We start from the raw sequence: 13,020 nt of genomic DNA, 5'->3' as shown, positions 1-13,020 counted from the left end.
CCCAACACTCCTATTAATGTTGGGTTTCGCGTTGCTCAACCCAACCTACATCTAATGCATCATTTTAGCTGTGCCAGTCCAGTAGGGTGTGTTATGCCAAAGGCTAACGCACCGCTTGATAAGTTGAAGAACATCTAAATTAAATCAAAATCTTGTAAGTTAGGCATCTTTTCCGCCATAAATATGCAAGTTCAATGTGGAATAGATACAAAGTAAAATGGTGCGTTAGACTAAAGCCTAACGCACCATTTTACTTAATATTTACTAAAACTAATCTTGCGTATTAGTAAATACGTCCTTCGCGATTAAGTTGCTCATCATGCTTGGCAATTACCCAAATTGCATGAATACTACCGGGAAGCCAACCTAGAACTGTGAGCAAAATGTTAATAAACAAAGTTGGGCCAACGCCAACTGTCAAGAAAACGCCTAAAGGAGGCACTAACAAACCTAGAAGATAACGAACTAATTTCATGATGTTACAATTTTGTGATTTTGTTCAACTACATTTTCTTGAAAATACCGAATTAGGAAATCTACCTCATGATTTATCTTAATTCGGAGATTTTATATGGAGTAGAAACAAAAAATAACTAATGTTTCTACTCGTACTGATACTTATCTAGAGGGTAATTGATCTTGGTTTTTAATATTACCACTGCTGGTTAAAAGGTTTCTTTCAACAAAGTAGTTGTTAATAAAGGTATTAGCAAAAGATAGAATGACTGGCCCAAGAAGGAAACCAATAATTCCGCGAACTGAGAACCCGGGAACTAGCACTGATGCTAACCAGAAACACAAACCGTTGACGATGAGCGAAAATGCTCCAAATGATAGAAAGTTAAGTGGCAGAGAAAGAGCAGACAGAACAGGTTTAACTGAACCGTTAATTAGACCAATTATTAAAGCAGCAATCAATGCTGCGGGAAAATTAGCAATATTAACGCCTGGAACAACTAAATCAACAATTAACAGGCTCAAAGCTGTAGCTAGGGCGGTTAATAATGGTGTTAACATTTTTCTTGCCTAATCACTAAAGATTTTTTGTAACTTCTTATCTCATATTCAACTATGTGCTAGGTTTTAACCTCTCTAGCAAGATAGAATTTGCTTCTATCGTTAGGCCGATCATTTAGAAAACTATAACTGTTCTCATATGAATGCAATATGTTGTGCTATGCGCCCCTACTCTGTTTGAGAAATTACAAAACTTGTAATTGCTGTGATGCCATGTTTTTAAGGGTGCGTAAAATAAATTTCATGCACCCTACAAATTTAAGATTAATTTAATGTCACAGGGCAAAAATCACTCAGATTTTCCAGACTCAGGCTTATAATAAAGGGCTGATTTATATAAGACTTGTTCTTGATGGGTTTCTAAAGTGCAATCAGACAAAGGGTAAGTTACACAAGTCACAACATAACCAGCTTGTATTTCACTTGCACGCAGAAATTTTTGCTCACTTTGATTGACTTCACCGCTAACGAGTTTGGCGACACAAGCAGAACATTCGCCTTGTTTACACCCAGATGGTAGACGGATACCAGCATCTTCCGCCATATCTAGAATATATTGATCGTCTGGTACTTGAATGGTGCGATCTAACCCAAGTGTAGGATTGATGAATCGAACTTGATAAACTGCCATCTGCTGTTTCTAATTATTGTTTAACTGCTTTCATGGACAAACTAATCCGCTTGAGTTTCTCGTCGATTTCTAACACTTGCACTTTGACTACTTGTCCGACTTTGACAATTTTGTTGGGATCGTCTACAAATCTATCAGCAAGTTGGGATATATGCACCAAGCCATCTTGATGGACGCCGATATCGACGAAAGCGCCGAAGTTGGCGACGTTTGTCACAATTCCCTCTAGTTCCATTCCCACCTTTAAGTCCCTGATTTCTTTAATTCCTTCTCTGAAGGTGGCATACTTAAACTCAGCACGAGGATCTCTACCTGGTTTTTCTAGTTCGCTGAGGATGTCGCGCAGTGTGGGTTCGCCGACGCTATCGGTAACGTATTTCTTCAGGTTGGTCTTTTTAAGTTTTTCGGCAATTTGTGTCACCTGATTTAATGGCACATTTAGATCGGATGCGATCGCTTCTACTACAGAATAACTCTCTGGATGCACTGCTGTATTATCTAATGGGTTATCACCACCGCGAATCCTCAGAAAACCCGCCGCTTGTTCAAAGGCCTTCGGCCCCAACTTTGGAACTTTCAAAAGTTGTCGGCGATTTTTAAAGGCTCCATTTTGGTTGCGATAGGCGACAATGTTATTGGCAACTGTTGCCGTAATCCCAGAGACGGAAGTTAGAAGTTCTTTGGAGGCGGTGTTCAAGTCCACGCCGACGTAGTTAACGCAGCTTTCTACAGTGTCATCCAATTTCTTTTTCAACAACTTCTGATCGACATCGTGCTGATATTGTCCCACACCAATGGATTTGGGATCGATTTTCACCAGTTCCGCTAAGGGATCTTGCAAACGGCGACCGATGCTAATTGCGCCGCGCACGGTAACATCTAAATCGGGAAACTCTTTCAGCGCTACAGTACTCGCAGAATATATAGATGCACCAGACTCATTCACCATTACCTTAACGGGTTTGCGTTCTATTGTTTGCAATACTTGTGTGACAAATTCCTCTGTCTCGCGGGAGGCTGTACCGTTACCGATGGCGATTAACTCAATTTTGTACTTTTCAATCAGATTTTTGACAGTTTGTGCAGCTTTAGCGCGTTGTTCAGCCGCTTGGTGAGGAAATACCGCTTGGTATTCTAAAAATTTTCCAGTTTGGTCGAGGACTGCAACTTTACACCCAGTTCTAAATCCAGGGTCTATCGCCAGCGTTGGTTTCATCCCTGCTGGCGCAGACAGCAGCAACTCCCGCAGATTAGTTTCAAATGTCTTGATTGATTCTATGTCTGCATAGATTTTTTTCTCCGAAATTACCTCTCCCATTAGAGAGATTTTCATCAAACGGTTGAATGCATCCTTCAGCATCGATTGATAAAAATCTCGAATTGTCCGGACTTTGGTTTTAATTTCTTTTGACTCTAGATAATAAAGTACCGTGTCCTCATCGAAAGCAATTTCAAAGCTTAATATTTTTTCAGTTTCACCCCGACACAACGCCAACATATTGTGGGGTGCAATATTTTTTACCCTAATTTGATAGTTACGGTACATCTCAAATTTGGTTGTACCTTCAGGATAATCATCTTTGATGCGGGAGACGAACACCCCTTCTTCTAGAAGATAATCGCGGATATATGCGCGTAACTCAGCTTTCTCTGCTACTTCTTCCGCCAAAATGTCAGCAGCACCTTTAAGCGCTTCTTCTGCTGTTTTTACTCCCTTAGCTTCAGAAATATACTTAGCCGCTTCTTCCTCCAGGGAAGCCGTTGCAGCATTTTTTACATTTAGCGACTTGATGAACTCCGCCAGTGGTTTGAGTCCTTTTTCTCTGGCGATGGTGGCGCGGGTGCGTCGCTTTGGTCGATAGGGTAAGTATAAATCCTCAAGTTCAGTTTTTTGTAAGCAGGATGAGATTTTGGCTTTGAGTTCATCTGTAAGTTTACCTTGGTCAGCGATCGCACTTAAAATTACAGATTTTCGTTCTTCCAATTCTGTTAAATAAGTATATCGATCAGCCAGTTCACGTAGTTGCACTTCATTCATCTCATCGGTGCGCTCTTTACGGTAACGTGCAATAAAGGGAATTGTTGCACCCTCCGCCAAAAGTTCCAGCGCATTTTGCACCTGATGGGGTTTGAGGTTTATTTCAGTTGCCAGTAGTTGAGGAATGTTCAGCATTAGGTGTCTAAAATGAAAAAATGAAAATGCTACTTCTAAAGGTAATATGCTAGATCCTGATCTTGGCGCAATGCCAAAATTTTAAGCTAATTTACCTGATGATTGCTCACAAGAGTGCAATTGGCGAATATAGACAAAACCCAGCTACGCAAGTTTTAAACCCTTTCAATCCACGTAGGTGAACAAGAGTTTGTATACCATCGCTGTGCTATGCTGAGTTCGGAGAGGGGCAAAACGAGCGTCACTGGAAGCGATTCTGCACTCCTACACACCAAGCAAGCTACACGTAGCATCTTGTAATCTCCTCTTAAAGCAAGCTAGGCGTATCATCGACCACAGAAGAAGGAGTTATTTGCCAGGCTTTTGGATACTCCATCTATCGCAATAATTATTCCTATTGGTGTAATATACAACGTTGCGTAATTTTAATTTTCTATAATATTTATTTCTCTCGACTGTTGTGGCTAAAACCTGATTGGATGTAAAATAAACCACAATTCTAAAAAACAATTTCAATTTGTTTTATAAGCACAACAACTTTTAGTTCAGAAGTTAGTAAAATGGCTTTGTTTTTCTTGATACCACTGTGTACTGCTTTAGCCACTGGCTACTTATTTAAAAAGAGTACTGATGAAATTGCATATCTTGCAGGTGTATTCGCAGCTATTAGCTTGATTTTAAGCTTAGTATTAGCACCCTGGCAGATCCAGTTTGGATTGTTAATCATTGTCTTGGTCATTACCAACAGACTTTTACAGGAAAATGAGTCCAAACAATAGGAAAACAACCTAGATAAACCGAATAATTCCAACCACTACAAACTAATTTTTTCTCAATATTGCAGCAGTTTTCAGGTATTTAGACTACGACTTAGATGGAGAGTAGGGAATGGTCTAGTTTAATTACTTGAAAAGAAGTGTAAACTGCTAGAAAATATAAGGCAGCTAACACTGTAATATCCTCATAAAGGGAACTTGGTAATTTTTTTATGGGAAATTCTTCTATATGAGTATGGTCTTGACTGCTTTAGACTAGTTTTTTAAATAGAATTTTCCTAATTTGTACTACAAAACTTCAACACTGGCACTGTTCTTCAAGGTTCAAGTCTGCTTTTGGAAACTCTTCACTTTGCACTTATCGAGTCTGATACTAAGACCTTAGTTTTGCAAGTTTAGTACCTAAAAATTGCTTCATAAATGTACAAATCTTCAAAATAAAAATTCATATAGAGGAAAGCTTCAATTTTATGAAGTTTTTGTTTAGGTATGTTTCCGGTAAATGAATTTTTAATGTTAAATTGCTAGTTCTGCAAGTTTAGTACCCAGGAAGTGCTTCATAACATGGGCAAATACTCAAAATAAAAAATCATATAGAGGAAAGCTTCAATTTTATGAAGTTTTGGTTTAAGTATATTTTTGGTAAATGAATTTTTGATGAAGTATAACGATAAATTTGCAACATGCTTTTCTCGTGGTATTCTAGTAGGTGATTATATGTAACAATAAAATAGGAGAAAAAACCTAGTTAAAATTACGAAGAGTAATAAAGCAAACCTAATAGTAAATAGTGTAATAACATCTCAAATCGGATGCAATCAACGTCAACTCCGAGTTGATTAACTAATAATAGTTTGCATTAAGTGTTAGTGTCGTCAAAAACTCTTTTTGAACATGCAGTAAAAATCCTAGGAAGCTGTAAAGAGCATTACTGTAGCTACAGTCATTTATCTAATATATGATTTACGCAGCCAAGCAGACTTCTGTTACTCATTGTGTTTCCATGTCCAAAAAGAGCATATATACACACTCGATTTGAGTATAAATTTTTATTAATCGGCTTAGTTCTCAACTGAGGTTAAAAATATGTCTGTGAGCCTGGAGAAGTTCTATAAGATAGCAGTAAATTAATAAATTTACTGGAACAAATAGAGAAAATTTATCAATCCAGCTAGATTCTGATGTATGAGTTGATGGCTTAAGAGTTCTAGAGCAGGATACAACTGATGAAAGTTAATGAATGGATTAATCATAAATTCTGGCAATCCATTTTTATTGGTTTAGTTCCATTTGTTGCTCATCTGGATCGAATCCAAGTTCAGTATCAGCGATGTCTACGACAGGCTACGCCGAATCATACTGCTAAACTTAATCCAAAGAGGATTTGTGGCAAAGCCCTTAACCTTCACTACATTAGTATACTTTATAACCTAGATATTGCAATCGCGCTAAAAGCAGTGTTGAAGCAAAACTGGGTGACACAGAAGATATCTCTAATTCACAGTTGGATAAACACTAAACTGATTGTGCCAATTACCAAGCAAGAAAACTGGTTTGCCTGGGAGCATAACCAAGTAGACCAATTTAGCGTGCTCTACTCCGATAATATCGAACGCTGCCCTGAGAAAATAACTATCCTGGAAATTGCATAGTATTTAGTTACTAACTCAAGGACATGAGCTTCAACGGTCATTTTGATATCAGTCCCTTCAACATAGCTTTCCTAATTTTATTGTCTATTTACTGAAGTGGAGGTCGAATTGCAAAGAAGGTATAACCAAAATCCGAAACGTTCAAAATAACGGACTGTTTACTATCCGGTTCATACCTACTATATCGATTGAGGCAAATGTACTATGAAATCTATGTCACAAATTTCCAACTTTAAAATAATTCCATATATCATCCTATTCATCAGTATTTTATTTAGTATTTCTGGACAATTGCTGATGAAGGATACCATGGGCCATACAAGTGAGGGAGTGTTTACCTGGGCATTTATTCAACAATTAACATTAGCTATTACTGTTTATTGCTTAGGAATAGTCAATTGGATTTTGGCTCTGCGCTCTGTCAAATTGAGTATTGCTTATCCACTCACTAGCTTAAACTATGTTGGCATACTTTTTGGCTCATACTACTTTTTTCATGAAGTGATTACACTAACTCGAATAGCGGGAGTTTTTACTATTTTTATTGGCGTTCTTTTAGTAGTTAATCCCCTAAAAAAGTTAAAATTTAGATAATTCTATAGTTACTTACGCTGAGAAATTGAAAAATGAGTATCTTTACTTGGCTAAATTTAATGCTTGTCGTTTTGTTTGGAACAACAGCTCAACTCTCACTCAAGTATGGACTTTACATTTCTAGCCCTACTAAGGGAGAAAGCGTATCTATCAAAAATCTATTATTATCTCGTTATTTTTTAATTTGGTTTATCTGCTATGCATTTATGACTATATTGTGGCTTTATGTATTGCGGACAATTCCTCTGAGTCAAGCGTTTCCAGTTCTAGGATTAATGTATGCACTTGTACCAATTGCTTCTCACTATCTTTTAAAAGAGGAGGTTGTGTTTAGTCAGTGGCTCGGAATTTCTGTGATTATAGCTGGCGTAATTCTTGTTGTAAATTAATAGCTCAACAGAGAATTAATCAGGTCAGGTTATTAATATTAATTAATATTTTTTGAATATAATCCTAACAAAATCTAGAAAATTTAACTTTTATGAATATAGGCATCGTTGGCGGAGGTATAACAGGGTTAGTATTAGCTCAACGTCTTTCACATCAAGGACATAAAGTTACTGTATTTGATAGCAACAAGCAGCTTGGTGGACTTACCACCTATCATGATTACGGGTTATTTACATGGGATCGCTTTTATCATGTTATCCTCCCTTCTGATACTCACTTAATAAATTTTCTCAGAGATATTGGTCTTGGAGATAAACTGCGTTGGCATCGAAGTTTAACAGGCTTCTACGACAATCAAAAATTTTATTCTATCAGTAACACTATAGAATTTCTGCGCTTTCCTCTGTTTGGACTTATAGGTAAAATCAGATTAGCTATTACTCTCCTGTATGGGTCACGGCTGAATAACTGGCGGCGCTTAGAGAAGATTTTAGTTGAAGATTGGCTATTGAAACTTGGTGGGAAAAATACATACGAAAAGCTCTGGAAACCCTTGCTTCTATCCAAATTGGGAGAGAACTATAAGCGAATATCGGCAGTTTTTATCTGGGCTTATATCAAGCGACTATTTTCAGCGCGGGATTCTTCATTAAATAAAGAACAACTTGGTTATGTCTCAGGTGGTTACAAAACTGTTTTTGACCATATAGAAAAATTAATTTACGCGGCTGGAGGTCATATCCACACAGGTGTGGCAGTAGAATATATCGCACCTCATCCAGGGGGTGGAATGTGGGTAGAATATCAGGGTGAAAAAGAGCATTTTGATAAAGTCATTTTTACTGGCCCAGTTAATATTTTGCAACAGGTTACTGCTAATGAACTGGTGAAAGTTTCAGACACTAGTGAAACAGTAGAATACCTGGGTGTAATCTGCATGGTACTTATTACTCGTAAGGCTTTAGTTCCTTATTATGTAGTAAATATTGCCGATAGAAATATTCCCTTTACCGGAGTCATCGGTATGAGCAACTTAGTTTCTTTGCAAGAGACAGCAGGATATCACATGACATTCCTACCAAAATATATACTTTCCACTGACCCGTTATTAAAACAGCCAGATGATGAATTGCGCCAAGTATTTTTCCAAGGTATACGTTTGATGTTCCCCGAACTCAAAGCAGATGATATTGTGGCAGCACACATTAATCGAGCGATTAAAGTACAGCCACTACAAGTTTTAAATTATTCAAGTCTTGTTCCGAAAGTGAGTACAGAAAACGATGATTTTTTCGTCGTCAATACCTCACAATTGGTCAATGATAGCGTCAACAACAACGCAGTTGTGCGACAAGTTGATGAATTTCTTAAAAACTCAACATTACTCAATTCTTGAAATTTGAGTAATGATATTTTATTTTAAAAATCATACGAGGTCTTTATGAGTCTTTTTGTTCTTTTACCCGCATACAACGAGCAAGAATCAATTCGCCCCTTATTCAAAAGGTTTCAGACATTGCAGCAAATCTCTAAGATGGAGATAGAACTGATTCTTGTTGATGATGGTAGTAGTGATGCAACTGCTCAGACTGCTTTAGAAGAATCCGAATCATTGGGGATATTACTAAAATTAGTCCAACATCCCCAAAATGCTGGTTTAGGTCAAGCAATTAAAACAGGTTTCATGACTTTCTTAGAAATTTCTCAAGAAGGCGATTTTTTAGCTGCGATGGATTGTGACAATACTCAACCACCAGAACTATTAATCAAGATGTATGACACGATGATAGCTGGGAGCTATGATATTGCGATCGCATCTAGATATCGAAAAGGCTCTAAAGTCATAGGCTTATCAAAATTTAGAGAGATAATGAGTTACGGAGCCAGCTGGCTGTTTAGAATTGCCGCCCGTGTACCCGGTGTAAGAGACTATACTTGTGGCTATAGGCTTTATAACCGTACTTTCGTCAGTAAACTGGATATGTATTATGGGGACAGTTTATTCACTGAAAGTGGATTTGCTTGTATGATAGATTTACTGCTGAAAGCCAAAGTGCTCAAACCTAAAATCGCCGAAATTCCAATGGTTTTGAGATACGATCAAAAGCCAACTGCCAGCAAAATGAAAATTCTTAAAACTATAACTCGAACTCTAAAGCTCCTGTTTAAGAATCTATCATCGACAGGACAAACTTCCAATTTACGTCAGACTTTCAATGAGCAAGAAACAACAAGAGTTCCACTGAAAATAGGAAACCGTAAATAAATATGAGAAGGATAATCTGGATTAAATTAAGCTAATCGCCAAACAAGATTGCATATTTAATATGAGTCAGCCGTCAAAAAGCTTCTGAATTCTGGCCATAGGTGGAGTTTCTCACGTTCCACTTCTAGCTTATGACTCCCTTCGTTGATAAGAGTGCCAGTTAAATACATATATATAGGATAGGTGCATCTCACTCTACACCAACACCCTCAAGGATGCGAACTTTCAAAATCTTAGCCCGCTTTTGCGGGCTTTGTTTATATAGTCCCAAACTTCTAGTCTGTGGGTGAATTTGCCAAGACGTTGCCCAAGAGGAGGGAAATCCACACTGCCTAACTGCCGACTCTGGCTTTCACTCATTTGTTAGACTGAACACACCAGGATTTTTCAGTCAAATCTCTGAATTCCGCCAGCAGACGAGGCTACCCATGCTTACAAGTACGCTACTTCTCTCGAATCAACTGCCCACTCTTCAATATTCCTCCACACCAGAGCGTTTCGATGAAACCTGGGAAGCCCCCTTGGCTACCCTCCTGGGACTAGGACGCGCCGCTGGCGCTGACTTCATCGAATTATTTTTAGAGCGTCGCAACTATATTAGTTGTCTTGCAGAAGATGACGCCATCACCAGTATTTCACCCAGTCTGTCTACAGGCGCGGGAGTTAGAGTATTTCGCGGCAAAGCTGACTGCTACGTTAGCACCAATGACCTTTCTTTTTCCGGTTTAAAAGCAGCCTTAGAAAAAGCTCTTTCTATCTTAGGATTGCAACTGCCCACTGCTAAAGCTTTCATCCCAGAAATCAACCTGGAATTATTGAGAGATTACGCCACCAAAAGAGGTAAAGATGCATGGCTACCAGTGTGTAGCTCCATCCGAGAAATGGGAGAAGTCCTCCTTGATGGTACTGCCCATCTGAAGCAAAAAGCTAGCCACGTTCAATCGCGCCGTGCTACCTATTTTCGGGATTGGCAAGAAGTCTTAGTTGCTTCCAGTGATGGTACTTTTGCCCGTGATATTCGTCTCACCCAATCAGTAGGATTTAACCTATTGTGTGCTGATGGTGCTAATCGTAGCTCAATTGGCGATCGCGCGGGTAATACTAGCGATGCCAACTTCTTGAGAACTTGGGATTCTCAACAAGCCGCTGAGAAAATAGCAGAATCTGCTGGAAAAATGCTCTACGCAGATTATGTGGAATCGGGCACTTACCCCATCATTATGGCCAATCACTTTGGCGGCGTAATCTTCCACGAAGCTTGCGGACACTTGCTAGAAACCACTCAAATTGAACGCAATACCTCTCCCTTTGCTGACAAAAAAGGCGAAAAAATTGCCCACGAAAGTTTGACAGCTTGGGATGAAGGGCGCTCTGAAAATGCCTTTGGGACAATTGACATGGATGACGAAGGTATGCCTGCTCAAAGAACCCTTTTAATTGAAAAAGGCGTTCTCAAAAACTTCTTAGCAGATAGAACAGGTTCTGCACGCACCGGACACCCCAGAACTGGAAGTGGACGCCGCCAAAATTATACCTATGCTGCTGCTAGCCGGATGCGTAATACTTATATTGATTCTGGCGAATACACCATTGATGAATTATTTGCCTCTGTTGATAAAGGTATTTACTGTAAAAAGATGGGTGGTGGTAGCGTTGGTGCTACAGGTCAATTTAACTTTAGTGTTGATGAAGCTTATTTAATTGAAAATGGCAAAATCACCAAACCTCTAAAGGGAGCAATTCTAATCGGTGAAGCCAAGGAAATTATGAATAAAATTTCCATGTGTTCCCAAGATTTGGAAATTGCACCAGGTTTTTGTGGCTCCGTCAGTGGCAGTATTTACACCACAGTAGGACAACCCCACATCAAGGTTGATTCTATTACAGTCGGTGGACGATAATAATTTTGGATTTGAGATTTTGGTTTTTGGATTGTGAATGATTAGGATATTGTGTCAAATATAAGTCATAAGCTAAACCACATTTAGTTTGCATCATATTCAATTGTATATTTCTTGTAGGGTGGGCGTCTCACCCTACAAGAAATAAAAAAAACAGATTTTATGTGGAAAAGCTTAACATCCAAAATCCAAAATCTAATATTCAAAATAAAATTGCTACCAATCCAAAATCTAAAATTCAAAAATCTAAAATTGACTATGCCGAATATCAATGATATTGCGAATTCTGCCAAGGACAATGCTGATAAGCTTGGTATTAAGAAATTCGACATTTATGGCTCAACAGTAGATGATACCAGCGTGCAAGTTGACCAAGGTGAGCCAAAACAAGTCAAAGCTTCAAATCGCTCTGGTGTTACTGTTCGTGTCTGGAATGAAGATAATACAATGGGTGTTACCAGCACTACAGATGTACATCCCAAGGGACTGGAATTAGCTTTGAAAACTGCATACGAAGCCAGTTTTTTTGGTGTTAAAGAGAATGTTCCTGATTTTAGTCCAGAAGCTACTACTCCTATCCCAAATAAACCTCAGGATAAGACACCCCAAGCACCTGTTGCTGAACTCATAGAAAGATTGTTAGTAGCAGAAAAAGAATTACTGGCCGCTCATCCAGCAATTAAAGGTGTACCTTATAACGGTTTGTCACAAAGAGATATTGACAGGTTTTATCTTAATAGCGACGGCGCAGTGAGAACTGAATCTCACTCTTTGGCATCAGTTTATCTTTACAGTAAAACTGAGGAAGATGGAAAAAAACCGCGCAGTGCAGGCGCTTTTAGAATCAACCAAAGTTTAGATAATCTAGATATTAATGGTTGTATCAAAGAAACCGCCGATAAAACTATCAGCCACTTGAATTATGAAAAAATCAAAACTGGTAAATATCGAGTTGTTTTCTCAGCGGAAGCTTTCTTAAGTCTGTTGGGTGCTTTTTCTAACTTATTCAATGCCCAAAGTATTTTGGACAATCAAAGCTTATCTACTCCTGATGATTTAGGTAAGCAAATTGCTTCTCCTCTGCTTTCAGTTTTTGATGATGCACTGCACCCAGCTAACGTTGGTGCGGAAACTTTTGATGGCGAAGGAACTCCTACTCGTCAGATTTCACTGATTGAAAATGGTGTTTTAACAAGCTTTCTCCACAGTGCAGGCACTGCTAAAAGATTAAATGCCCAGCCAACGGGGAATGCTAGTATTGGTGCCAAAGTCAGCGTCAGCCCCAATTTTTATCACGTTTTTTCAACAGCAACTTCTGAGCAGGATTTTAGCTTAGAAACGGCTGAAAATGTGATTTTTATTGATGATTTACAAGCTCTCCATGCAGGAGTCAAAGCCTTACAAGGTTCCTTTTCTTTGCCGTTTGATGGTTGGCTAGTTAATAAGGGTGTCAGGACGAGTATTGAATCAGCAACGGTTGCTGGCGATTTCTTGGAAGTCCTGAAGTCAATTATTTATGTAGAAAAAGAACCAGAGTTAACGCCAGGAGGAGTTTGTCCGAAAATCTGGGTTAATGAACTGTCGATTACCGGTGAGTAAAAGTTAGTATTTGGGCAATAC

At 38.7% G+C, this 13,020-nt stretch carries 12 protein-coding genes; 8 read left to right on the top strand and 4 right to left on the bottom strand.

All coding sequences use genetic code 11. The features are described 5' to 3' along the window. Positions 1-283 precede the first annotated feature (283 nt). The 4 genes from RM347_RS25470 to RM347_RS25455 all read right to left on the bottom strand — a co-directional run bounded on the left by RM347_RS25470 (position 284) and on the right by RM347_RS25455 (position 3,821). Entirely contained in the window at positions 284-475 is a 192-nt protein-coding gene (locus RM347_RS25470) for a YqaE/Pmp3 family membrane protein (protein ID WP_322721031.1), read from the bottom strand. Between the two features lie 143 nt (positions 476-618). Beyond that, positions 619-1,017, bottom strand: coding sequence for a phage holin family protein (locus tag RM347_RS25465; protein WP_322721032.1), 399 nt, complete (start codon positions 1,015-1,017; stop codon positions 619-621). Positions 1,018-1,306: 289 nt separating this feature from the next. Then, a complete protein-coding gene (locus RM347_RS25460; RefSeq protein ID WP_322721033.1) occupies positions 1,307-1,648 on the bottom strand; it encodes a 2Fe-2S iron-sulfur cluster-binding protein in 342 nt (113 codons plus the stop codon). A 13-nt stretch (positions 1,649-1,661) separates the two neighbouring features. Next, positions 1,662-3,821: a Tex family protein gene (locus tag RM347_RS25455; RefSeq protein ID WP_322721034.1), complete on the bottom strand. Its 2,160-nt coding sequence runs from the start codon at positions 3,819-3,821 to the stop codon at positions 1,662-1,664. 560 nt (positions 3,822-4,381) lie between these two features. On the opposite strand from RM347_RS25455, the gene RM347_RS25450 reads away from it, so the two are divergent. The 8 genes from RM347_RS25450 to RM347_RS25415 all read left to right on the top strand — a co-directional run bounded on the left by RM347_RS25450 (position 4,382) and on the right by RM347_RS25415 (position 12,999). Beyond that, positions 4,382-4,600 carry a hypothetical protein gene (locus RM347_RS25450; protein ID WP_322721035.1) on the top strand — a complete coding sequence of 73 codons (219 nt, stop codon included), beginning with the start codon at positions 4,382-4,384 and terminating at the stop codon, positions 4,598-4,600. Positions 4,601-5,823: 1,223 nt separating this feature from the next. Further along, the gene (locus RM347_RS25445) at positions 5,824-6,249 is read left to right on the top strand and encodes a hypothetical protein (RefSeq protein ID WP_322721036.1); all 426 of its coding nucleotides are present in this window, start codon (positions 5,824-5,826) and stop codon (positions 6,247-6,249) included. A 204-nt stretch (positions 6,250-6,453) separates the two neighbouring features. Continuing rightward, positions 6,454-6,843 (top strand): small multidrug resistance protein, encoded by a 390-nt coding sequence (locus tag RM347_RS25440; protein WP_334773448.1) that lies wholly within the window; start codon positions 6,454-6,456, stop codon positions 6,841-6,843. Between the two features lie 32 nt (positions 6,844-6,875). After that, on the top strand, positions 6,876-7,232 hold the full coding sequence (locus RM347_RS25435) for an EamA family transporter (RefSeq protein ID WP_322721038.1): 357 nt from the start codon (positions 6,876-6,878) through the stop codon (positions 7,230-7,232). A 92-nt stretch (positions 7,233-7,324) separates the two neighbouring features. Continuing rightward, positions 7,325-8,629 (top strand): NAD(P)/FAD-dependent oxidoreductase, encoded by a 1,305-nt coding sequence (locus RM347_RS25430; protein WP_322721039.1) that lies wholly within the window; start codon positions 7,325-7,327, stop codon positions 8,627-8,629. A 45-nt stretch (positions 8,630-8,674) separates the two neighbouring features. After that, complete coding sequence (locus RM347_RS25425) at positions 8,675-9,499, top strand: glycosyltransferase family 2 protein (protein ID WP_322721040.1); 825 nt, start codon at positions 8,675-8,677, stop codon at positions 9,497-9,499. A gap of 428 nt (positions 9,500-9,927) precedes the next feature. Continuing rightward, positions 9,928-11,400, top strand: coding sequence for a TldD/PmbA family protein (locus tag RM347_RS25420; protein WP_322721041.1), 1,473 nt, complete (start codon positions 9,928-9,930; stop codon positions 11,398-11,400). Positions 11,401-11,658: 258 nt separating this feature from the next. After that, complete coding sequence (locus RM347_RS25415; RefSeq protein ID WP_322721042.1) at positions 11,659-12,999, top strand: TldD/PmbA family protein; 1,341 nt, start codon at positions 11,659-11,661, stop codon at positions 12,997-12,999. Positions 13,000-13,020 lie beyond the last annotated feature (21 nt).

The sequence above is a fragment of the Nostoc sp. ChiQUE02 genome (genome assembly GCF_034531305.2).
Lineage (GTDB): Bacteria > Cyanobacteriota > Cyanobacteriia > Cyanobacteriales > Nostocaceae > Nostoc.
The sequence above is the reverse complement of the archived record's forward strand: the minus strand, read 5'-3'. Positions and strand labels throughout refer to the sequence as shown.

Excerpts from the sequence above, each read along its gene's own strand:
- RM347_RS25470 (WP_322721031.1), bottom strand. The coding sequence starts at position 475 with ATGAAATTAGTTCGTTATCTTCTAGGTTTGTTAGTGCCTCCTTTAGGC.
- RM347_RS25460 (WP_322721033.1), bottom strand. The coding sequence starts at position 1,648 with ATGGCAGTTTATCAAGTTCGATTCATCAATCCTACACTTGGGTTAGAT.
- RM347_RS25445 (WP_322721036.1), top strand. The coding sequence starts at position 5,824 with ATGAAAGTTAATGAATGGATTAATCATAAATTCTGGCAATCCATTTTT.
- RM347_RS25435 (WP_322721038.1), top strand. The coding sequence starts at position 6,876 with ATGAGTATCTTTACTTGGCTAAATTTAATGCTTGTCGTTTTGTTTGGA.
- RM347_RS25415 (WP_322721042.1), top strand. The coding sequence starts at position 11,659 with ATGCCGAATATCAATGATATTGCGAATTCTGCCAAGGACAATGCTGAT.
- RM347_RS25465 (WP_322721032.1), bottom strand. The coding sequence starts at position 1,017 with ATGTTAACACCATTATTAACCGCCCTAGCTACAGCTTTGAGCCTGTTA.
- RM347_RS25440 (WP_334773448.1), top strand. The coding sequence starts at position 6,454 with ATGAAATCTATGTCACAAATTTCCAACTTTAAAATAATTCCATATATC.
- RM347_RS25420 (WP_322721041.1), top strand. The coding sequence starts at position 9,928 with ATGCTTACAAGTACGCTACTTCTCTCGAATCAACTGCCCACTCTTCAA.
- RM347_RS25450 (WP_322721035.1), top strand. The coding sequence starts at position 4,382 with ATGGCTTTGTTTTTCTTGATACCACTGTGTACTGCTTTAGCCACTGGC.
- RM347_RS25455 (WP_322721034.1), bottom strand. The coding sequence starts at position 3,821 with ATGCTGAACATTCCTCAACTACTGGCAACTGAAATAAACCTCAAACCC.
- RM347_RS25430 (WP_322721039.1), top strand. The coding sequence starts at position 7,325 with ATGAATATAGGCATCGTTGGCGGAGGTATAACAGGGTTAGTATTAGCT.
- RM347_RS25425 (WP_322721040.1), top strand. The coding sequence starts at position 8,675 with ATGAGTCTTTTTGTTCTTTTACCCGCATACAACGAGCAAGAATCAATT.